Origin of the sequence: Chryseobacterium luteum (genome assembly GCF_000737785.1) — a bacterium.
Lineage (GTDB): Bacteria > Bacteroidota > Bacteroidia > Flavobacteriales > Weeksellaceae > Chryseobacterium > Chryseobacterium luteum.
Genome location: NZ_JPRO01000006.1, coordinates 62,958 through 84,555, shown reverse-complemented (window position 1 = coordinate 84,555; position 21,598 = coordinate 62,958). Strand labels below are relative to the sequence as shown.

The 21,598-nt window shown below is 35.2% G+C and carries 19 protein-coding genes and 1 tRNA gene; 7 read left to right on the top strand and 13 right to left on the bottom strand.

Going from position 1 to position 21,598, the window contains the following annotated elements; translation table 11 throughout:
- Positions 1-27: 27 nt before the first annotated feature.
- From IX38_RS09285 to IX38_RS09270, 4 genes are read left to right on the top strand one after another with little or no spacing between them, the layout of a single operon-like run.
- Positions 28-2,442 carry an ABC transporter permease gene (locus tag IX38_RS09285; RefSeq protein ID WP_034704079.1) on the top strand — a complete coding sequence of 805 codons (2,415 nt, stop codon included), beginning with the start codon at positions 28-30 and terminating at the stop codon, positions 2,440-2,442.
- 39 nt (positions 2,443-2,481) lie between these two features.
- Positions 2,482-4,920: an ABC transporter permease gene (locus IX38_RS09280; RefSeq protein WP_034704077.1), complete on the top strand. Its 2,439-nt coding sequence runs from the start codon at positions 2,482-2,484 to the stop codon at positions 4,918-4,920.
- Positions 4,921-4,979: 59 nt separating this feature from the next.
- Entirely contained in the window at positions 4,980-5,801 is an 822-nt protein-coding gene (locus IX38_RS09275; RefSeq protein WP_034704075.1) for a GLPGLI family protein, read from the top strand.
- A gap of 21 nt (positions 5,802-5,822) precedes the next feature.
- Positions 5,823-7,106, top strand: a complete 1,284-nt coding sequence (locus IX38_RS09270) for a TolC family protein (protein WP_034704072.1) — start codon at positions 5,823-5,825, stop codon at positions 7,104-7,106.
- 331 nt (positions 7,107-7,437) lie between these two features.
- Here IX38_RS09270 and IX38_RS09265 read toward each other — a convergent pair whose 3' ends face one another.
- The 5 genes from IX38_RS09265 to IX38_RS09245 form a co-directional block, all read right to left on the bottom strand.
- Entirely contained in the window at positions 7,438-9,126 is a 1,689-nt protein-coding gene (locus tag IX38_RS09265; RefSeq protein ID WP_034704070.1) for a response regulator, read from the bottom strand.
- Positions 9,123-9,746 carry a hypothetical protein gene (locus tag IX38_RS09260; protein ID WP_034704069.1) on the bottom strand — a complete coding sequence of 208 codons (624 nt, stop codon included), beginning with the start codon at positions 9,744-9,746 and terminating at the stop codon, positions 9,123-9,125. Before IX38_RS09260 ends, IX38_RS09265 begins: the two co-directional genes overlap by 4 nt.
- 7 nt (positions 9,747-9,753) lie before the next feature.
- Positions 9,754-11,823: a reverse transcriptase domain-containing protein gene (locus tag IX38_RS21910; RefSeq protein WP_165570721.1), complete on the bottom strand. Its 2,070-nt coding sequence runs from the start codon at positions 11,821-11,823 to the stop codon at positions 9,754-9,756.
- Between the two features lie 500 nt (positions 11,824-12,323).
- Positions 12,324-12,403: transfer RNA gene (locus IX38_RS09250), tRNA-Leu, on the bottom strand.
- Positions 12,404-12,471: 68 nt separating this feature from the next.
- Positions 12,472-13,239 (bottom strand): MBL fold metallo-hydrolase, encoded by a 768-nt coding sequence (locus tag IX38_RS09245; RefSeq protein WP_034704067.1) that lies wholly within the window; start codon positions 13,237-13,239, stop codon positions 12,472-12,474.
- Positions 13,240-13,293: 54 nt separating this feature from the next.
- On the opposite strand from IX38_RS09245, the gene IX38_RS09240 reads away from it, so the two are divergent.
- The gene (locus IX38_RS09240; RefSeq protein WP_034704065.1) at positions 13,294-14,721 is read left to right on the top strand and encodes a nicotinate-nucleotide adenylyltransferase; all 1,428 of its coding nucleotides are present in this window, start codon (positions 13,294-13,296) and stop codon (positions 14,719-14,721) included.
- A gap of 13 nt (positions 14,722-14,734) precedes the next feature.
- The gene (locus IX38_RS09235; RefSeq protein ID WP_034704064.1) at positions 14,735-15,184 is read left to right on the top strand and encodes a GAF domain-containing protein; all 450 of its coding nucleotides are present in this window, start codon (positions 14,735-14,737) and stop codon (positions 15,182-15,184) included.
- A 324-nt stretch (positions 15,185-15,508) separates the two neighbouring features.
- On the opposite strand, the gene IX38_RS09230 is transcribed toward IX38_RS09235, so the two are convergent.
- The 6 genes from IX38_RS09230 to IX38_RS09220 all read right to left on the bottom strand — a co-directional run bounded on the left by IX38_RS09230 (position 15,509) and on the right by IX38_RS09220 (position 19,093).
- Positions 15,509-16,246: an ABC transporter substrate-binding protein gene (locus tag IX38_RS09230; protein ID WP_034704063.1), complete on the bottom strand. Its 738-nt coding sequence runs from the start codon at positions 16,244-16,246 to the stop codon at positions 15,509-15,511.
- A gap of 23 nt (positions 16,247-16,269) precedes the next feature.
- Positions 16,270-17,592 carry a magnesium transporter gene (gene mgtE, locus IX38_RS09225; protein ID WP_034704061.1) on the bottom strand — a complete coding sequence of 441 codons (1,323 nt, stop codon included), beginning with the start codon at positions 17,590-17,592 and terminating at the stop codon, positions 16,270-16,272.
- Positions 17,593-17,758: 166 nt separating this feature from the next.
- On the bottom strand, positions 17,759-17,923 hold the full coding sequence (locus tag IX38_RS22955) for a bacteriocin-like protein (protein WP_165570720.1): 165 nt from the start codon (positions 17,921-17,923) through the stop codon (positions 17,759-17,761).
- A 34-nt stretch (positions 17,924-17,957) separates the two neighbouring features.
- Positions 17,958-18,101 carry a bacteriocin-like protein gene (locus IX38_RS23560; protein ID WP_449384747.1) on the bottom strand — a complete coding sequence of 48 codons (144 nt, stop codon included), beginning with the start codon at positions 18,099-18,101 and terminating at the stop codon, positions 17,958-17,960.
- A gap of 38 nt (positions 18,102-18,139) precedes the next feature.
- Complete coding sequence (locus tag IX38_RS23120; RefSeq protein ID WP_194293695.1) at positions 18,140-18,292, bottom strand: bacteriocin-like protein; 153 nt, start codon at positions 18,290-18,292, stop codon at positions 18,140-18,142.
- A gap of 249 nt (positions 18,293-18,541) precedes the next feature.
- A complete protein-coding gene (locus IX38_RS09220; protein WP_034704058.1) occupies positions 18,542-19,093 on the bottom strand; it encodes a hypothetical protein in 552 nt (183 codons plus the stop codon).
- Positions 19,094-19,268: 175 nt separating this feature from the next.
- Here IX38_RS09220 and rpsO point away from each other — a divergent pair, with 175 nt between their 5' ends.
- Positions 19,269-19,538 (top strand): 30S ribosomal protein S15, encoded by a 270-nt coding sequence (rpsO, locus tag IX38_RS09215; RefSeq protein WP_034704056.1) that lies wholly within the window; start codon positions 19,269-19,271, stop codon positions 19,536-19,538.
- A gap of 56 nt (positions 19,539-19,594) precedes the next feature.
- Here rpsO and IX38_RS09210 read toward each other — a convergent pair whose 3' ends face one another.
- Both IX38_RS09210 and IX38_RS09205 read right to left on the bottom strand, forming a co-directional pair.
- The gene (locus tag IX38_RS09210) at positions 19,595-19,954 is read right to left on the bottom strand and encodes a DUF4260 domain-containing protein (RefSeq protein ID WP_034704053.1); all 360 of its coding nucleotides are present in this window, start codon (positions 19,952-19,954) and stop codon (positions 19,595-19,597) included.
- 106 nt (positions 19,955-20,060) lie between these two features.
- Positions 20,061-21,482, bottom strand: a complete 1,422-nt coding sequence (locus IX38_RS09205; RefSeq protein WP_034704050.1) for a sugar MFS transporter — start codon at positions 21,480-21,482, stop codon at positions 20,061-20,063.
- Positions 21,483-21,598 lie beyond the last annotated feature (116 nt).

The window sequence follows — 21,598 nt, the reverse complement described above, 5'->3', positions numbered from 1 at the left end:
ATCATTCATCACTTATCATTTGAAATTATGTTTAAGAACTGGCTCAAAATAGCTTTTGTCAATTACAGGAAAAACTGGCTTTCTACCATCATCAATTTGTTTGGACTGACGATCGGCCTGACAGGATTTATGCTCATCCTGATGCACTGGAATGACGAAGAATCATTCGAAAAATGGAATCCGAAGAAAGACCAGATCTATGGATTACAAAGCTATTACAAAAAGGATAATAATTACGGAACCGGAATTTCTATTCCTATGGTGGACCGTGCTGTAAAAGTCATTCCTGAAGTTAAGGATTATGTGTTGTTTCACGCAGCCGGAGTAGGTTATAAGATGAGCACGAGAAATAAAACAGCCTATCAGAAAGATGGAATGTTGGTTTCTGAAAACTTTTTCAATTTCTTCCCGTTTAAATTGATTTCAGGAAGTTACAAAAATGCGCTTAAAGGTGAAGCTTCAATAGCCATTTCCACAACTACCGCCAAAAACCTTTTTGGTAAAACAAATGTTGCAGGAGAAAGTATCAAATTTGATAACAAAAATTACGTAGTAACGGCAGTTTATGAATTGCCGGAAGAAAACAGCGTTACAAAACCGGAGTTTGTCGTTCTGCCTTTCGAACAGATGAAAAATGATAAGGAAGGATGGTCAACTTTCAATTACGGATCCATGCTTATGTTGAGCAAAAATGCAGATGTCAAGGCTGTTCAGGAAAAAATAGTTACAGAAGTTTATAAATACAGGGCTAAAGTCAGTTCCGGAGAACTTGGAATAACTCCGGAAAAATATTTGGAATTATATGGTCCTTCAGATAGTCTTCTGACTCCATTGGATGAAATGAAACTTCACGCAAAAGCTTATTGGTTTGGAGCAGGAGATTTTAAAACTCTGATGATTCTGTTTACGCTTTCTGTATTGATTGTTATTTTATCAGCCATCAATTTTATCAATCTGAAAACGGCGCAGGCTTCCCAGCGTGCAAAGGAAATTGGTGTGAGAAAAGCGATTGGCAGTACAAAAGCGAATCTTATTCTGCAGTTTTTAATGGAAACTTTTATCATCTGTATTACGTCTTACCTGCTTTCTCTGGCTTTGACAGAGCTGCTTCTGCCAAGCTTCAACAAGTTCTATGACAAAGAAATGAAGATGAACGACTGGCATATTTTCTTTTACTCTTTTGTAATGGTATTGCTTGTTACATTGATTTCAGGATTAATCCCGGCAATGTACCTCTCAAATTTCAAAGCGATAGAAACTTTGAAGGGGAATTTCGCCAGAAGCAGACACGGCGTTTGGCTCAGAAACGGAATCCTGACCTTACAGATCATCATCTCCTCATTCTTCATCATAGGCGGATTGATCGTGAATCAACAGGTGAAGTATATGATGAACAAAGACCTTGGTTACAATGGCAAACAGATTATGCTGATCAACTTCAGTGAAAATGATCCGAAACCCTGGCTGAAATACGAGCGGTTGAAAAATGAAATAAGGAAAATAAATGGTGTTGCCGATGTTTCTTTTGGCGAAGCCGCTCCCGGAACCTTTAGATACAGCAATGCAACTATGGATTATATGGATAAAAGCATACTCGCCCAGCTAGGTTCTATTGACTATAATTACCTTCAGTTTATGGATGTTAAATTGAAAAAAGGCCGCTGGCTGAATCCCGATCTTGCATCAGATACGATTAATAATCTTCTGGTCAATGAGGCTTTTGTAAGAAAATTCGGGTGGAGTGATGATGAGGCTTTAAAGATTGAATTCCGTCCCGGTTTTGACAATAAACCTTACCATATCGTTGGGGTTGTAAAAGATTTTAATGTTAAAAGTTTAAAATCCGAAGTGGAACCCATTGTCTTTTTCCATTACCGGGAAACAGATTGGAAGAGATTCCAGGTCTATAATATTCAGTTAAAAATAAAACCGGATGACATCGACGGAACTGTGAAAAGAATCAAAGCTTATTGGCAGAATAATGTGGAACGAGGTTATCCTTTCGATTATTATTTCATTGACAAACAGTTTGCAAAAACCTTTGAAACTTACCACAAACAGCAGACGCTTTTCACCATTCTGAATGCAATGGTTTTGATGGTCGCATTATTAGGATTATTCGCTTTGTCATCATTAATGATCGAGCAGAAACTGAAAGACGTTGCAATCAGAAAAAGTTTAGGCGCATCAGACGGAACTTTGATTTTCGGATTGACTAAACAATTCCTTTGGATCACGTTAATCGCTGTTTTAATTAGTATTCCGATCAGTTATTATCTGATGAATGAATGGCTGAAAGATTTCGCTTACCGGATTGATATGCCTGTTTTACCGTTCGTTTTGAGCCTTGTGGCTCTGCTCTTACTGACTTTTGCGGTTGTAAGTGTTAAAGCCTACCAAGCCACAAAAGTGAATCTTGTGAAATATTTAAAATACGAATAAAAGTCGGAAGACTTCAATCATCACTTATAATTCATCATTATGTTAAAGAACTGGCTCAAAATAGCATTTATCAATTACAGGAAAAACTGGCTTTCTACCATCATCAATATTTTGGGATTGAGTGTTGGTCTGTGCGTTTTCTTATTGATATTCATCCATTGGCAGGACGAGAGATCCTATGAAAATTGGATTCCGAATAAGGAGAATATTTATTTGGTAGAAAACAGCAATGCTACTTTTGGAAAATTGATTACATCCAGTTACCCGGAACTGGCGGTATCAAAAGAAAAATTTGATGAGATAGAGAATTTTGCAATTGTAAATCTGTGGAAGGATTACAAAATCAGATTAATATCCGGTGGCAAATCTGTTTTTACCACTAATGCGAAAGTTACGGATAATTTTTTTGAGTTCTTTCCTTATGAAAAAGTGGCAGGAGATTTAAAAAACGCTGTAAACGGCGACGGGAAAATTGCCATTTCAGAAGAAACTGCAAAAGTTCTTTTTGGAGATGATTACAGCAACTGTATCGGAAGAAAATTACAATTAGATGATTCTGAAAACAAGTCTTATGTTGTAAGTGCAGTCTATAAATTGCCAACGTCAAATACAGTTTTCCGTCCTGGTTTTGTAATGAAACATCCTAATTTTTTGAATAAGAACAAGTATGATGACCAATGGACCAATTACAGCTACGTCGGTTATTTCAAACTGAAACCCGGAACCGATGTTCAGGATCTTGAAAAAAAACTGTCGAATCTGCTTTGGGAAAATGAAAAAATAACGATGAAAAAATGGGGAGAAAAGATTGACGAAAAAAATAAGTCAAAAGTTTCTCTCACACCAATCAGCAAAATGAAACTGGACGCAAAAAGCGAAGGTGTAGATAAAGGAGACAAAAAATCAATTATGATCTTGTTGGGTTTGTCGGCTTTGATTCTGTTATTATCAGGCATTAATCTTATTAATTTAAAAACAGCGCAGGCATCTCAAAGAGCAAAAGAAGTCGGCATAAGAAAAGTGGTTGGAAGCACAAAATCGAAACTGATCTTGCAGTTTTTGATCGAGACCTTTATGATCTGTCTTGTAGCTTATATTATTGCTTTTGCAATGGTCGAGCTTCTTCTCCCTTCTTATAACAAGTTTCTTGGCAAGGATATCAAACTGGATAACGGGCAGCTTTTCATCTATACAGGTCTGTTATTGCTGGTTTTTTCATTGATTTCCGGATTGATTCCTGCAATTTATCTTTCCAACTTCAAACCTATCAATACACTGAAAGGTAATTTTGCCAGAAGCAGACAAGGCGTTTGGTTACGAAATTCAATTCTGACCTTACAATTAATTATCTCTTCATTCTTCATTATTTGTTCTTTGATCATTCATACTCAGGTTGGATATATGATGAATAAGGATCTGGGATTCAAAGGCGACCAGGTGATAAGAATCCAATTCAAAAAAGCCGGCTGGAAGGACGATTATATTTCCAAAAAATACCTCCGCCTAAAAAATGAAGTGTCAAAGATTGCAGGAGTACAGGATATCACGAGTTCTGTTTTTAATATCGGAAACGGGCTTATCAATTCCTCTTCTGTGAAAAATGCTATTGATACCACAAAAAGTATTAGCTCAGTTGGTGTTGGCGGCATTGATTATAATTTTTTCAAATTTTATAAAATTAAATTTGTTGCCGGGAGAGATCTGGATCTGCGATATGCTTCTGATACAATTTCCGGTGCTATTGCCAATGAAACATTTGTTAAAAAAATGGGCTGGAATGCCAAGCAGGCATTAGGGAAAGAAATTTTGCCGGGCTGGGAAGAGAAGAAGAAATATAAAATCCTGGGTGTTGTTAAAGATTTTTATGTCACTGGTGTAGATAAGCCTGTAGATCCGGTTGTAATGTTCAACTATGACAGAAACTGGGTCAAAAATAATGTGCAAAATCTCCAGATCAAACTTTCCGGAAACGATATCGATGGAACATTAGAAAGAATCAAGGAGTTCTGGCTCACAAAAGCAGAACCCGGCTATCCCTTCGATTATGAATTTGTAGACAAACAATTTGCAAGAACCTTCGAGAAATTTCAGAAACAACAGACGCTTTTCACAACCCTGAATATCGTAGTTCTGGTCATTGCATTATTGGGATTATTCGCCTTGTCATCATTATTAATAGAACAAAAACTGAAAGATGTCGCCATCAAAAAAACACTTGGTGCAGACGGGAAAACCATTATCTGGGATTTGACAAAAAGATTTTTATTAATCTGTTCATTTGCTGTTTTATTGAGTATTCCTATAAGTTATTACGCAATGAATGAATGGCTCAAAGATTTTTCCTACCGAATAGAAATGCCTGTCTGGCCTTACATTTTAAGTATGATCTTATTACTGATTCTTACTTTTTCGGTAGTAAGTTTCAAAGCTTACCGCGCCACAAAAATCAACCTTGTAAAATACCTGAAATACGAATAACAAGTTTTCTAACCTTCAGGGTTTCAAAAACCTTGAAGATTTATAAAAAATAAATCAAAATGAAAAAACAACTTTTAATTATTGCAATACTGACATTCGGATTATCTTTTTCACAAACCCACAGATATATTTATGAACTGAGTATAAAGCGGGATAATCAATATAATAAAATGAATATGGCTCTGGACATAGATAAGGATTATACCAGGTTCTACGATTATGATTTCCTCAGAAACGATTCTATCAGCAAGAAAACCGGAGAAAGCCGGCAGAACAGTACGCAGTCTGACCAATTGATTCTGAGAAAAACCAATACCAATGAAAATAAAGCTTTTCATGACAATATGTTCGATTATTTTGTAATTGATTCCAAAGACGAGATAAACTGGAAAATACAAAACGAGAGCAAAAAAAGCGCAGAATATTCGTTGCAGAAAGCAACCGCCGACTTTGGCGGAAGAAAATGGACAGCCTGGTTTTGCAATGCGATTCCTTTTCAGGAAGGACCATACAAATTCCGGGGTTTACCCGGACTGATCTTCGAATTGCAGGACGACACAGGCACTTACATTTACACATTGTCGAAAAGCATCAATCTTCCGGAGACTTTTGCGACCAACAATTTCCTGGAAACCCATTACGGAAAACAACCTGTAAAAGTTACTTTGAAACAGTTTCAAAAAGTCAAACTCGATTATTATAACGACCCGATTGCTGATATGAAAAACGCTCTGAAAAATGGTGGAACGGTTGTTATCAGAGGCGAAAAGATCACAAGCCAGGAACAGTTGGATCAGAAAAGAAAATTCCTTCAGGAGATAATCAGAAAGAATTACAATCCGATAGAACTGGATAAAGCAATCCCTTATCCTGAAAACTAAAATTATCAAGGATAACGTATTATGAAAAAACTATTTTTTTTACTAATCATAAATTTTCTTCCCGCTCAGCAAAGCTGGACTTTGAAGCAATGCCTGGATTATGCATCTGCCAATCATCCTTTGGTAAAGCAATCCGGTGTCAATATTCAGAAAAATGACCGTCAGATTTCTGCCGCAAAAGGGATGTTGCTCCCGTCGGTTGAAGCAGGAATTAATCATAATTACAGTTTCGGATCTACGATCGATCAGACCACGAATCAAAGAGGATCTCTCAACACGCAATATGATCAGGTGTATGCACAGGCCAATTGGGAACTGATGAACTGGCGCAATTATCTCAATATTTCTTTATCAAAAATCAATAAAGAAAGCTCGACCTTCAAAATGAAAAAAGCGCAGAACGATGTAAAACTGAACGTTATTCAGATGTTTTTCAATTATCAGAACAGCAAAAGCTGGCTTGATGTATTGCAGACTCAGATCTCAGGAATCGAAGATCAGATCAAACGTACCGAAAAAGAAGTGGAGATCGGAAACAGACCCAAAAGTGATATTTACGATATCAAGGCGAATCTTGGAACTTTGCAGGAACAATGGGTTTCAGCAAAGAATTCCAGGGATCTTTCCAAAATAAATTTATTAAATGCACTGGCCATTACAAAAGACACCCTGGATTTTGAGATGAATGAAGAATATCTTCCCGATCTGAACTTTAATGATCCGGATTTTGTAAAAAGCCTTTTAGAGAAAAATCCTGCTTACAAAGCCGTCATAACAGATGTAAAAGCTGAAGAGAAAAATATTAGCATTGCAAAATCGGCTTATCTTCCAACACTGAACGGTTCTTACAATTGGTCCAGTTTTTACAGCAAAACTTTGGGTAAATCGGCTGATGCTTTTTCAGATCAGTTCAAAAGAAATAAAAGTCAGCAGGTTGGTTTCAGTCTCAACATTCCTGTTTTCAACAAATTACAAGTAAAAAATAACATTGAGATCGCAAAACTGAATGTCATCAATTCCAATTATGATAAAGAGATCATCATTAATAACCTGACCCAAAGCATCAATTCCATTAAAGCACAATTCCAAAATTCCGAAGAAAAATATACTTTACTGCAGGCCAATTTTGAAAATCAAAAATTATCCTTTCAAAAATCCGAGGAGAAATACAAAGAAGGATTAATGGATGCCTATACATTTTTCGTTGTGAGAAACAACTGGCTTCAGGCAAATTATAATCTTATCAGCAGTAAAAATGAAGTGATGCAGCAAACCGAATTATTAAAAGTATTCAGGTCGGATTAATACCTGTCCAGTTTGTCGTTAGAGCTGAAGGGGAAAGAATAAGGAAAAATGTCGATGTTTACCGAACTTCCGTAATTGCTATCTTTACGACATGATTTTCTATAAGTTATGAGTAATCAATATAGTGCTAGGCAATCAAGAGCTTCGAATTTTTATTTCATGATTTTTTGAAAAAGCAGATATGATGAAATAGTTGTAGAACCCGTTAATATCTTCGAATATAAATTTTTGTACTCGGATACTTATTGGCTTTAATTGGTTTTAGTTTCGGTTTTTTCCTGGTGTATCTATCAAAATAAATTTTCATTTCAATATTAAGCATTTAAAAATTCTATTCTCTTAATTTTGAGGAAGCTTCACAAATTATTTGAGTTATTAACTCTAATTCTTCAATGGAAAAATTCTTTTTACTTCCATGAAAGTAAGCATTTCTTGCATTACATAATGTAATAGCTGAAATTGTTTTCAACTCATCTATTTTAAAATAGTCAAAAAAAAGAGCGGTTAAAAAAAAGGATAGTTGAGCATCAAAAGAACTGTGCTCTTTTATATATGTACCGCCTTTACTGAGTTTATTTCCTTTTAGCTTATATTCTAACATGATAATTTCTTCGAATCCAATTTTATACTTGTAATCTTCATATTTTAAATAATATTCTTTAAACAGTTCGAAAAAGTTATAAAAACTAAGAAAAGCTATGTCAATTGTTACATTTCGCTCAATATTTATAAGAGTCAAGGCTGATAGACATACTTTTAATTGACCTACAAGATTTTTAACTAGTAACTCATATTCTAAGTTATCAGAAGTATCAGTTTTGTAAAGAAATTGGGAAATTTTCTTACATATTACTACAATATTTTTTATAAATGATTTTTCTGAAGCTTTTTTAATATTTTCTGTGAACTTTTCTATTGAATCTAAAGTTGTTTCTGCGCTTATAATATTTTCTGGAGAATTTTTAATTATAAAATAATCTGCTCCAGCACTTTGTAATTTTTGAAAATTCCAAACCTTATTTGAGGCTGTAAATATTATAATTTGGATTCCTAAATTAATTTTTTTGATATATTCAAGAATTTTAAAACCAGAGAGATTTTCTGGAGTCCTATCTTTTTCAAAATCTTTCTTGAAAAGTCTCAAATCCAAAATTACTATATCAGGATCAAAAGTTTCTATCTCTGATTTAATGAATGGCTCTCCAGCAGAAAATTCTTTATCAGTAAAATTATATTCAAAAGTTTTAAATTGATAAGATGATTTATCTTTAAATATATGTTTAAAAATTATGTTCCATCCTTTATTCCATTCATCATCAATATATAATATTTTTCCACCTCCTTTAAAATTAATATTAGCAGAAGATGTCTTAAACAAAATAGGATGTTTTAATGCAAGGTATTTATAATATAATAAGCCTTCAGTATTTTGCTTAATACTAATAAATGTTTGATCAAATTGATCTATTTGTAAAATTTGTGCCCATCCAAGTAAGCTCCACTCATTTGCAATTGAATGGTGTGAATCATATTCGATACAAGGTTTAATTCTAATTTTGGATAGAAAGTCATCAATTTTTGTTGATGATTTTAGCTTATTCTCATTAAAAAGTTTGATATATTTATTTAAATCTTTTGGATTATCTTCCATTAAATAAACCCCTTCAGTAAATAATATCTCTGATAAGTCTCCAGTAAGTCCAAGAAATTGACAAGATTCTTGACTAATAAGAACAATAGGAATATAATTTTTTTCTCCTAAGCTTTGGGTCATTCTTATATGGCAGGCTAAACGGATACCATAATATTCCATAAAGTTCTGCGTTAGACCCACCTTTATAAAAATTATGTCACATTGATTAATTTTCCTACCTAATTCCTTATTAATAATTTGATCATGAATGTAGAAATCTACATCTAAAATGTCAGAATCAACATTAAAGACAAATTGCTCGTCAATTTTAAAGTATTCCTCAGAATTTAAAACAGTATTTTGACTATGGACTATTAGTTTGTTCATATTGAATCGTAGATTAGCTTATCCAAAGTTACTCTGAACTGTTTAATTTGATCATCACTAATTTCAGTAAAGTCATCTTTATCAAGCCAATCTAAATCAAAATCTTTGATTTGATTTTTTGGAATATTCAAATCCATTATTCTTTTAATTTTTTTTAGTTGATATCTTATGTTTAGATCTTCTTTTATGATAAGTAGTTGATTTGTTTTCCATTTTGAACCATATTGTAGAACTAATAAGTTTATAATGTGGTGTTGGTCTGAATGATTGCTAAACATTTTTAAATTGTTAGAATACAAATCCCTTGAATTTATATGCAAATATGGAAATGTTGAATCATTGTAGAAACTTGAAGATATACCTCCTGAGAAGAAAACCAAGGGTTTTATTTTATTTTTACAGTAAACTTTGATAGTTTCTCTTTGGGTATTTGTCAACGCTGACCTATGAAATATCAAGCAGTCAAATATATCGAGTTTATCTGTAACTCCTTGATCTAAGTCAGTTTTTAAATCGGATAAGTCTGTCTCTGTAATAATTTGAAGATTTTCTATAGATTTTATATCAAAATCTATAAATTGATTCATTCTTCCAATTCGATCCTCTACTAATGCAATCATTACTTAATTATTTGTAAAACTTAAATATATACTTGAATCCCTCAGCTTGATCTATTTTTACGTAAGGTGGTGTATCTTGATTGGAATCTAAAAAATTTATTCTGGTTGGACCTTCTCTAAATTCTGATTCCACACTCCATTCACAAAGGTTTAATAGGTGCATTCTCACTGTTCCAAAATCTCCACTTTCCAAACTTAATTTGTTATCTTTAATAGATTTTCCTTTTGCGGTTGAATCATGGTGTATAATTTCTAATATATAACTATCCTCTTCATCTTTGAGAATATAGCTTACAAATTTATGCTGGGGTCTTTTCTGAATGTTTTCAAAAATTAAAGTTAATGCCTTACTAAAATAATCCACATCCGTAAAGAAATTTGTATTCTCTAAATTTCTCATTTCCCTAATATTGAAACCATTTAAATGTGTATTATGTTTTTCTATAAGGAGCTCTCTAAGGACTGAATTTTCATCCCTAATTTCTATTTCATTTTTGAAAATATCAATTACTTGTTTAAATTTTTGAATTGTTTGTATTCCTCGGGTAGTTTCTAATGAAAATTGCGCTTTTTCTGGTATAGTGAAATTCTCAGGTTTTATATTGGTAATCTGCATTTCTGCCAAAAGTTCTGGCGAACTCCACCCAAATTTAACTCTATGGATACCCCAACCTTTTTCTGCAACTTTATCATAGAAAAGGAAGGAAATTATTTTAGCATGTAATTCTTTTCTTAGAGTTTTCAAGCTTTCACTCACAGGATTAAATTCCCTGTTTGCCTTTTTAAGAAAATCAGGCAAATCTTTAAACACATCTTCATTCTGTCCTGCATCCCAAGTATGCGTCGAATACTTTAATGCACTATTGTTTAATGTGAATTTATTTAGTATTCTAACAACTTCTTTAGGTGTATGTATGATTGGTAGTTTGGAAATTTTATTATTTTTTAAGTCAGGTAAAACCTCAGATACCGTTACTTGATTAGATTGGGTTAGTGTAACATTCTTATCTGAAAAATCTATTAGCAAGTTAAATCGATTACTTAGTTTTAAATATGTAGAATTTTCAAAACCTTTGACCATCTTTAAATAATTTAGTTTTCCTCTTAAAACACTATAGAGATCTGGCGTGTTAGTTTTTGGATTGATTTTATCTTTTAAATATTGCTTAATAAAAAAATTTGATGCATATTCATATCCATGTTTTTCCCAAGCATATAACCAATGTCTAATCTGCTTAATATATTTACTATGAACATTCGGCTTAATATTCACTACCAAACCAGTTACCTCTTGACGATAGCCCCTTTTTTGTAGATTTGTTTTTGAATCTTTAATATCAAATTTTTCTGATCTAATAATTCTTTCTATTTCAGTGATAAACTCGCCACCACTTTGGTAAACATTATGGTTAGAGCTGAAAGTAATATCATCAGCATATCTAGTATAATTTAAAGAAAATCTTTTTGCAACTGCTGACAAATAATAATCTAGCCTCTGACAAATAATATTAATTAATGTGGGAGAGGTGGGAGCTCCTTGTGGAACAACATTTTTTGTAACATTGTACCATCTATTGTTAATTGCATCATATCTTTCAACATCCATTTCATGGCAACATAGTGATGCTATAATGTTAGCAATTTCTAAATTTCCGTTCTGCTCATTTAAGTTGAATGGTGAAACTTTTAATCTACCCCAAACTCTGGCTTGATCAATACTTGAAAAAAAGTCTTTTAAATCAAGATTAAAGACATAATTTTTTCCTGAATGCACAATTCCATTGTCAACTATGGATTTGCCAATTACAAATCCAGTGGCTGCAGAATTTACCTCATAAATACTCTGAAAAATTACATTTATACATTTTTGTATAGCTTTTAAGCCTGGTACTGGAGAGTGTATTATTCTATCTTCACCTGACTTTTTTTTTATTGTAAATTTAGTGTACCTATTTTGTTTACTTTTCGTATTAATATAATAGTTTAAATTCTTTAATTCAAAAGCATGAATCTTTCCTCCGTAAATCTTTCCTTTTACAAAATTAAGTAATGATAAAAAATCATTTTTACTTTTCATTTTATGAAAAGTTGTATTTATATGATTTATTGAAGTCTGGTCTAGTTTCATTGATTGAAAATGTTCAGAAGCCCGCTGTATTTTCTTTGTTTATGAAATCATTTCAGGAAAAATCATGACATAAATTAAATATAAAATATATAAAAATCGTAATAGTCAAAAATCGTAAAGAGAAATAACTATCTAACTTTTAGCCCCAAAATTACTTTTGAGACAGCCAACCGAATACAGCAGGCGAAATCAAAATCTTAAGCGGTCTTCTGGAACAGATGCAAATTAATAAAATTAATTTATAATAAATATTTATTTTTTGAGATTATTCTAGAAATTCTTTATAAAATTATACTCAATTAATGTTTTCTCAAATTCAGGAGATAATTTAAATTCGAATATTTAATTATTAATGTTGGAATATTATCTTTACATATAAAATAACCACCCTTTCGACCATCCTAAAAAGCAAAAACCTCTGAAAATCAAAAGATTTCAGAGGTTTTTTGTACCCAGGACCGGGATCGAACCGGTACTCCTAAGAACTGGTGTTTGAGACCAGCGCGTCTACCAATTCCGCCACCTGGGCTTGTGTTAAATCGGTGTGCAAATATAGAAACTTTTTTTAATGTTCAAAAGCTTTTTCAGGGAAAAATTTTAAAATTCTATCTCCAAACCGTCATAGGCGAGATGTATCCCTTCCGGAAGATCCTTATCTTCAATATCATGCAGTCCCAGATGGTGGCTGATGTGTGTTAAAAATAATTTTTTAGGCTTAAGCTCCTTAAACAGGGCAATCACATCAGGCAGGATAAAATGCGCAGGATGCGGGTCAAATTTTCGGATGCAGTTTAAGATCAGCACATCCAGGTTCTGTAATTTTTCCTTTTCCGTATCCGGAATGAAATTGGCATCCGTGATGTACGCAAGGTTTTTAAACTTATATCCGAACACCGTAATTTTATAATGGATCACTTCAATAGGCGTAATTTCCGTATCCAAAACATGAAATGGCTTATTTTCAATTTCGTGAAGATCAAAAGCAGGTGCTCCGGGATACCTTACATCGGTAAAAGCATATGGAAAACGTTTTTTAATCTCGTGCCCAACTCTTTGGTAGCAATAGAGCGGCATATCCTTTCCGCTTTTAAAAATCAGAGGGCGCATATCATCAAGCCCGATCACATGGTCATTGTGTTCATGGGTAAGAAGAGCAATATCTACATTGCTTTCATGGTTGAGAAGCATCTGCTCTCTGAAATCCGGCCCGCAGTCAATAAGTATTTTTCTGCTTTCCTCCGTAGTGATCATTACTGAGGAGCGGAAACGCTTGTCTTTGGGATTTTCGGAAGTACATACTTCACATGTACAGCCTATAACGGGCACACCCTGGGAAGTACCGGTTCCTAAAAATTTCAACTTCATTTTCTTTTGAGGTTGGTTTAATTTTGGTAAATTTACGAAAAATTTTACGTCCTAATGTATCAGAAACTAACTCCTAAACAAAAAGCATTAACAATTAATCTAGATCCTACTATTTATGGTACTTTCGCGGAAATTGGAGCAGGGCAGGAGACTGTTCGTCACTTTTTTAGAGCAGGAGGGGCTTCCGGTACAATTGCTAAGGCGATGTCTGCCTACGACAAAGATTTTAGTGATGCCATTTACGGAAAAGAAGTAAAAAACAGGTATGTTACCCAAAACCGGCTCCGTAAAATGCTCCGCTATGAAGTAGCATTGATTGAAGAAAGGATTTCAAGAGATAATAATCCAAACAGAAAATTTTTCTCTTATGCCAATACGGTAACCACCATTAATTTCGACAAAACGCTTAAAGGCCACGGATGGGTAGGAATCCGGTTTCAGACAAAAGAAAACGAAGATTACAATGAGATCGTCATCCACGTAAAATTCAAGGAAAATGATGCTACCTTACAGCAGGAAACTTTAGGAAACCTTGGGGTAAACCTTATCTTCGGAGCTTTCCACTACTACGACAATCCACGAAATTTAATTGAATCCCTGTACGACGACATTGCAAAAGACGGTCTGGAAATTGACATGATTGATTTCAGCGGGCCCGCTTTTGATTACGTAGACAACCGTTTGATGTCGCTGCAGCTTGTAAAACATGGAATGACAGATGCCGTGATCTTCAATTCCCAGGGGAGCAATATGCTGCCTGCCGATGTTTTATACAAAAAAAATATATTCGCGGTAAGAGGAAGTTTCAGACCCGTAACGAAAGTGAATATTGATATGCTCAAGAACGGCCTTGAAATGTTCCAGAAAGATGCCACCTGCACCCATGAACAGACAGAAGTCCTGATAGAGATCACGATTTCAAACCTTAGGGCAGACGGAGATATTGATGAAAGAGATTTTATGGACCGGGTAGATATTCTGGGCAAATTGGGCTATACCGTAATTATATCAAACTTCTCGGAATATTACAGGCTGATCGATTATTTTGCGTCCTACACAAGCGGAGATATCGGTGTTGCCATGGGCGTGAATAACCTTCTGATGGTATTTGACGAGAAATATTACAAAGATCTTTCAGGAGGAATCCTGGAAGCATTCGGTAAGTTTTTCAGAAACGGAATGAGGGTATATCTTTATCCTTACAAAGATCCTGAAACCCATGAATTGCTGGATTCTTCAAACCTTAAGGTGGAAGAAAACCTAAAAGAACTTTACAAATATTTCAAACACAACAACCGTATTGTAGATATCACGAATCATAATCCGGAGTTCCTGGAAATTTATTCAAGAGAGATCTTAAGAAAAATTTCATGCTGTGTAAAAGGCTGGGAAAACCAGGTTCCGGAAGGCGTTGCAGAAATGATAAAAGAGCGTGGAATGTTCGGCTATAAAGAAGAACTTTCCTTTAAACAATTTTCCTAAAAAATAGAATAAAATGTCAGAAATAAAAAAAAGACTTTCTTCCATTCTTGAAAGTCCCAAACATAATACAGAAGAAAAGCTTCAGAAAGTATGCCACCTGCTGGATCAGGAAATTTCTTACTTCAACTGGACCGGATTTTACTTTAAAAACGGAGATAAGGAAGAACTGAAATTAGGACCTTACGTAGGAGCTCCTACCGATCATACCATTATTCCTTACGGAAAAGGGATTTGTGGGCAGGTTGCCGTTTCCAATGAGACATTCGTAGTTCCCGATGTTCACCAGGAAAGCAATTATTTAAGCTGTTCTATTGATACAAAGGCTGAGATTGTAGTTCCGATCTTCAAAGACGGTCAGAATGTTGGCCAGATTGATATTGATTCCCATACTGTGGATCCGTTTACGGCTGAGGACCGTGAATTGCTGGAATGGCTTTGTAACGAGGTTTCCAAGATTTTGTAAGTGAAATTTCAGTTCGAAATATAAAATTACAGCTCCGGTTTTAACCGGAGCTTTTTTGTTACATTTAAATTCAATTGATGGCTGATGCTCTCTAAGTCACCAATTGGATTCAAGAAATTGCTGAAAAATAGGAATATCCTTTTTTTGAACCACCCCGTCAAAAATTCTTTGAATTTTTGACTCCCCTGCGGAGGAAAGGAATTTTGATCCGACAAATTTCTGTCAATATGATTTTTTGATTTTCGGAAACTTCAGTGTACTTCTATTGCACTTAGTTAAAAAATTTAAGTATAAAAGACTTTTGTTTCTTTTCTGGTTAAAAGATCAACGCTGCATAGCATGAATTTCAGCCAGTAATTCTTTGAAATAATCTCCACACTTGGCAATATGGGTTCCGTACCATGAAAACGCTTCTCCATCTACAATCATGATTTTTTTATCGGGATAAAATGTCTTCATCTCCACAATGTGCTTTTCTTTGAAGGGGAAAGGTTCTGAAGAAAGCATAATGACTTCCACTTCAGCAAGATCTTCCATTTGAATCTCAGGATAACGCGTTGTATCCTTAAACATATTTTCAAACCCTATTTCCATCATGATCTTGTGAATAAAAGTATCGGCACCGATGGTCATATAAGGGTTTTTCCAGATGAGGTAAGCTGCCTTTACCGGGGAATCAAGCTTAGCCTGTTCCAGAACATCATAGATTTTGAGATTAAACTGTTGTGCTCTTTCCTCTCTGTTAAAAGTGTTTCCGAGTGTTTTAAGGAGATAATAATTGTCTTCAATGGTTTCCACATTTGTCACCATAACTTTAAAGTCAGCCATTAATGCCTCTACCTGTTCTTTGATGTTTTCCTCTTTGTTTGCCAGGATAAGATCAGGCTTTAATGCTTTAATTTTATCAATATTGATGTTTTTTGTACCGCCGATAACGGGTACATTTTTTACTTTACTTTCAGGATGGATGCAGAATTTTGTCCGGCCTATCACTTCATGTTCAGTAAGGCCAAGATCAAATAACGCCTCTGTGATAGAGGGTACAAGAGAAACAACTTTCATATTCAGACTTTGTTCTGCCTAAATTACAAAAGTTTTCCTGTCAGGAAAAGTCCTGCTACGGAAAAATAGATAATAAGTCCGGTAACGTCTACCAGGGTTGCTACAAACGGAGCAGAAGAAGTTGCGGGGTCAAGGTTCAGCTTTTTCAGGATAAAAGGAACCATAGAGCCTGAAAGCGTTCCCCAAAGAACGATCATAACGAGAGAAACCCCTACACTTAGGCCTACGTATGGCCAGTACATTCCATAATCGAAGAAACCTGCTTCATGCCATACCATAATCCTTAAAAAGCCGATAACACCTAGAATACCTCCCAGCGCCAGCCCGGTAAAGATTTCTTTTTTCATCACATACCACCAGTCTTTCAAGCCAATTTCCTGAAGAGCCATTGCCCGGATAATAAGGGTTGCAGCCTGCGAACCGGAATTTCCTCCGCTGGAAATAATTAGCGGAACAAATAAAGCAAGTACTACAGCTTTCTGAATTTCATCCTCAAAATAACCCATCGCAGAGGCGGTAAGCATTTCCGAGAAGAAAAGAATGATAAGCCACATTCCTCTTTTTTTGATCATCTCCACCAGAGAAGTCTGCGTATATGGATCGTCCAGCGCTTCAAGACCCCCGAATTTCTGAATATCTTCCGTATTCTGCTGTTCGATCTGGTCAAGAATGTCATCAATGGTTACAATGCCTACAAGAACGCCTGCTTCCGTAATGATGGGAAGGGCGGTTCTGTCATATTTTTCAAAATAAGTTACAGCGTCTTCCTTTGAAGTGGTCGTCGTTATTGCAACGAAATGATTGTCCGTCATATCCGATATCAGAGTGTCTTCTTCAGCCAGAAGAAGGCTTCCCAGAGCAATATCATCAATCAGGCGGTTCCTTTCATCCACAACATACAGATGGTTCATGGTTTCTACCCTTTTTCCGACCTTTTTAATCTGCTGAAGGCATCTTTTTACCGTCCATTCTTTTCGGATCTGGATGTAATAAGGTGTCATCAGACGGGCAATAGAGTCTGAATCGTAACCCAGAAGCTTCAGGGCGATCCTTCTTTCCTGAGGATTAAGATGATTGATGGAATACTTGATCAGCTCATCCGGAAAGTCCTCAAAAAGAGAAGTTCTGTCATCCGGTGTCATCCCGTTCAGGATCTCAGATACTTCCTCGCTGCCGATACTTCTTATGGTTTCCTCCTGAAAATCAGGGTCAAGATGAGAAAAAACTTCCGCTTTGTACTCTTTCGGAACTTTTAAAAATGCCAGAAGCCTCTCATCAGCAGGAAGGTTGCTGAGAGTTTCGGCGATATCGGCAGGATTAAAGATAAGTTCGTCTCTGGAATTCAAAACGTGAATTTTTTGGATATGCAAAAATAATTCAAAAATTTAAGACTATGAAGGAAAGCAGCAAAATTAAGGATTAATTAAAGTTTAAGCAGATCAGAAATGTCTTTGTAATAAAAAACACCCGCCGGAGCGGATGTTCAGATTAAGTTTAATTCATACTACTGTATTATTCCGGAATAGGTCCGCATAAAGGGTAAGGGGAGGGCAAACACATGCCTCCGTCGCAGCATTCTCCGAATCCGCATTGGGTATGGAGCTGGCATTTTTTGATCATTCCGCCACCGTTGATGTTTTGCTGCTCTTTTCTGTTGAGTTTTTTAAGATTCTTCATATTAATAAGTTTTAATTATTAATCCAAACCTGTTCTAAACCTCTATGCATGCATATTCTTTACAAGCACCATCGCAACACCATCCTATACTGCATGGCCTTGTTATGCTACATCTGGTGATAGCTCCGCCATTGATTTGTCTCTGCTGCTCTCTGTTGAGTTTCTTTAGATTTTTCATATCAATAGATTTAATTATTAAGATAAAAGATCTAATACTTAAAGTTCAGGGTCAATACATGCATAAGGTGAGCACAATCCGTTGCAGCACCATCCTATAGAGCAAGGTCTGTTGGTATTGTTACATCTGTTAATGGCACCTCCATTAATTTGTTTCTGTTGCTCTCTGTTGAGCTTCTTTAAATTTTTCATATGATATAAATTTTAATTTGTAAAACTAAAATAGTAAAAAATATCATATTATTCACTATAGTATGAAAATATTTAACTAATAATCAGAGTGTTTGGAGGTTTTTTTAATTTATTTAAAAAAAAATAGCTATGAGAATATACTTGTGAAAGGAAATGGAGTAGATCGGGAATTGTGAATCGTCAATGAGTGAATTTTTTTGACAGTAATAATTGATCATTGACCTGCGCAGCAGAATTGACCATTCAACTTTAAAGCTCTGCTCCAGCCCAGGATTTAAGTTTTCTGAGTTTTTTCAAAATCCCCTTGATCGCCCCGTCGGTTCCTATTTTTATAGAGTTTTCTGTAGAACCTAAAAGACGCATGTTTTTCCGGTAAGTATCATAATCTGTTTCGGTAACCAGGTTTCCGGCTGCATCAAAAAGCTTCATGCTTACTACAACCTGATTGGAAAATACATATTTGCCGATTCCCACCTTGAAGTATCTTACCTTGGGAACAATGGCAAAATCCGCATCGTTATTGATGCAGTAGTCGGTGATGGTTTGTTTTTCAACGCTGTCAAAGGGGATTTTGACCTCGGCTCTGAGGATTTTATTCTTTCTTCCGCTGAAATTATCGGAAACAGCACTGAAAAAAGCAAGATTGGTAGGCTCCTTGATTTCCTCAATGTCAGGCTCTACCTCAGGATTGAAGTATAGGATTTTTTTTACCTTATGGTCTGCATTCTTCTGTGCTTTCACTGAAATAGCGCCGATTAGTAAAAAAGAACTGACTGCTGTAAAGAATATAATTTTTCTCATTGTGTAACTCGTATGCAAAATTACTGCCTTTTCACCGGATGACATACAATTTATTAAGAATTTTTTAACATTTTTTTCTATCAAATTTGATATATGAAATCAATAATGTTTTGCTGAATTAAAAAATAGTTGTAATTTTGCAGCCGTTACATAATAATCATTAAACAATATTGGAATGTACTTAACAACAGAAAAAAAAGCAGAAATTTTCGCAAAACATGGAAAATCTGCACAGGACACAGGAAGTGCTGAAGGACAAGTAGCTCTTTTCACTTTCAGAATCAACCACTTATCTCAGCATTTAAAGGCTAACCGTCACGATTTCAACACAGAGAGATCTCTAGTGAAATTGGTAGGTAAAAGAAAAAGCTTATTGGATTATCTTAAGAAAAAAGATATTACAAGATACAGAGCTATCATCGCTGAACTAGGTTTAAGAAAATAATCTACAGGGATTTTCAAATAAAAGCGACTTCGAAAGAGGTTGCTTTTTTTATGTCCTTATTTTTTGTCTTTTCCGATTTTCCCCAAATGGGTATTCTGAAAACTGTCAGGATATTTTAATCCATACCCTAAAATTCTGTCGAAAGCTGAATGGGCAAATAAAATAGCACCGATCATATTTAAATAGGGAAGTGCCAGAAAAGTTCCTGCTAAATAAACTAAAACTGCTATTCCAAAATGATGGAAAAGATTATAGCAAAATGCTCCTGCTTTATTATTAACCGCATATCCCAACATGGAAAGATCAGGAGCAAAGAATAATCCTGCAAACCACCACCATGAAAATTCGGTGTGTGCAAATGCAAACATTCCCAAGATCAGAAATGCGATGTATTCAAGTTGTAATTGTGTTTTCATAGATAGTATATGTTTCTTTTTTAGACGAAAACTTCGACAAAATACTTTAAACAAAAAAATGAGACACTTAAAAAGTGCCTCACATGATTTATATTTTTAATTGAAATTAATGTCCGGATTTAGCTTCAGTTGTTTCTACGTGTCCTAAATATTTAGTACAGTAAGCACCAAAAATCAAAATCACCAGATAGCAGAACACCGGAATAATAAACGAATGCTGTACTCCCAGCTGATCAGCAAGATATCCCTGGAAAATAGGAACAATAGCACCTCCTAAAATGGCCATTACAACGAGAGATGATCCCTGGCTGGTATATTTTCCTAATCCGGAAATAGCCAATGTGTAAATGTTTGAGAACATAATAGAATTGAAAATACCAATTCCCAAAATGCTGTACATGGCTAATTCTCCGTGACTTACCATCGTTGAAATCAGTAAAATAACGTTGATCCCTGCGAAAATAGATAATGTCCTTGCCGGAGCTGCTTTACCAATAAAGAAAGCAATAAAATTAAGTATAATAAATACAATGAAAAAGCTGATCTGGGCAAAACTCAGGTCTACGATACTGAAAATAACTAAGAAAACAGCTGCTGCTGCACCCAGCATATAAACCGCTTTTTTTCCCTGGCTTAATGACTGGTTCAGAGAAATAGCCCCAAGAAAACGTCCGATCATCGCACCTCCCCAATAAAGTGAAAGATAATTTTTGCTGACGATCTCATTAAAACCCATGATCTGAGGCTGCTCCAGAAAGCTGATGATAAAGCTTCCTACCGCCACTTCTCCGCCTACATAGCAGAACATGGCAAAAACCCCGAATTTCAGATGGCTGAACTGAAGAGCGCCCCATCCTTTTACGATCTCTTCTTCCTGGGTCTGGAAAGAAGGCAGCTTTACCCTTGAAATTAATAATGCAACCAAAAGCAGGATACCTGCAAAGATCAGATAAGGAATTCTTGTTGCCACAGCACTGAAAGAACCGTCAGGAGCTGAAAAGAATTCAAAGATCAGATGACCTCCAAGAACGGGAGCAATCGTGGTTCCGAAAGCGTTGAAAGCCTGGGTCATATTCAGACGGCTGGAAGCGGATTCTTCGCTGCCCAGTAGTGAAACGTAAGCATTGGCCGTAATCTGAAGCACTGTAAAACCCAATCCCAGAATAAATAAAGCCCCCAGGAATAAAGGATAATAAGAAAAAGTCGCGGCCGGATAAAATAAGACACACCCAAAGGCAGCCAGAAAAATACCGAACATGATTCCTTTTTTGTAACCGGCTTTATTAATAGGGTCTCCCTTTGAAATTGAGATCAGGAAATAGATCAGTGAACCGATAAAATAGGCCCCGAAAAAACAGAACTGTACCAGCATCGATTCGAAAAAGGTGAGTTTGAAAAGCTGTTTCAGATAGGGGATCAGGATATCATTCATACAGGTAATGAATCCCCACATAAAAAAAAGCAGGGTGATGGTGATTAAAGGAACGGTGTAATTCCTGCTCTGTGTCTTTACTTCTTTATTGATCATAAACATTTATTTATTTGAAAAAAACTTTTAAGCTCTTTTCAGTTATTTCTTCTGCTGCATACCTGTTTTGAGAAGCAACGTAAATATAACAAAGTGGGCTGTTTTTCTGCCATTTT

Bases quoted from the DNA above. Each gene is read 5' to 3' on its own strand.
- IX38_RS23560 (WP_449384747.1), bottom strand. From the start codon at position 18,101: ATGAAAAATCTAAAGAAACTCAACAGAGAGCAGCAGAGACAAATCAAT.
- IX38_RS09230 (WP_034704063.1), bottom strand. From the start codon at position 16,246: ATGAAAGTTGTTTCTCTTGTACCCTCTATCACAGAGGCGTTATTTGAT.
- IX38_RS09210 (WP_034704053.1), bottom strand. From the start codon at position 19,954: ATGAAAACACAATTACAACTTGAATACATCGCATTTCTGATCTTGGGA.
- IX38_RS23120 (WP_194293695.1), bottom strand. From the start codon at position 18,292: ATGAAAAATTTAAAGAAGCTCAACAGAGAGCAACAGAAACAAATTAAT.
- IX38_RS22955 (WP_165570720.1), bottom strand. From the start codon at position 17,923: ATGAAGAATCTTAAAAAACTCAACAGAAAAGAGCAGCAAAACATCAAC.
- IX38_RS09285 (WP_034704079.1), top strand. From the start codon at position 28: ATGTTTAAGAACTGGCTCAAAATAGCTTTTGTCAATTACAGGAAAAAC.
- rpsO (WP_034704056.1), top strand. From the start codon at position 19,269: ATGTACTTAACAACAGAAAAAAAAGCAGAAATTTTCGCAAAACATGGA.
- IX38_RS09235 (WP_034704064.1), top strand. From the start codon at position 14,735: ATGTCAGAAATAAAAAAAAGACTTTCTTCCATTCTTGAAAGTCCCAAA.
- IX38_RS09205 (WP_034704050.1), bottom strand. From the start codon at position 21,482: ATGATCAATAAAGAAGTAAAGACACAGAGCAGGAATTACACCGTTCCT.
- IX38_RS09270 (WP_034704072.1), top strand. From the start codon at position 5,823: ATGAAAAAACTATTTTTTTTACTAATCATAAATTTTCTTCCCGCTCAG.
- IX38_RS09260 (WP_034704069.1), bottom strand. From the start codon at position 9,746: ATGATTGCATTAGTAGAGGATCGAATTGGAAGAATGAATCAATTTATA.
- IX38_RS09265 (WP_034704070.1), bottom strand. From the start codon at position 9,126: ATGAACAAACTAATAGTCCATAGTCAAAATACTGTTTTAAATTCTGAG.
- IX38_RS09280 (WP_034704077.1), top strand. From the start codon at position 2,482: ATGTTAAAGAACTGGCTCAAAATAGCATTTATCAATTACAGGAAAAAC.
- IX38_RS09245 (WP_034704067.1), bottom strand. From the start codon at position 13,239: ATGAAGTTGAAATTTTTAGGAACCGGTACTTCCCAGGGTGTGCCCGTT.
- IX38_RS09220 (WP_034704058.1), bottom strand. From the start codon at position 19,093: ATGAGAAAAATTATATTCTTTACAGCAGTCAGTTCTTTTTTACTAATC.
- IX38_RS21910 (WP_165570721.1), bottom strand. From the start codon at position 11,823: ATGAAAAGTAAAAATGATTTTTTATCATTACTTAATTTTGTAAAAGGA.
- IX38_RS09275 (WP_034704075.1), top strand. From the start codon at position 4,980: ATGAAAAAACAACTTTTAATTATTGCAATACTGACATTCGGATTATCT.
- IX38_RS09240 (WP_034704065.1), top strand. From the start codon at position 13,294: ATGTATCAGAAACTAACTCCTAAACAAAAAGCATTAACAATTAATCTA.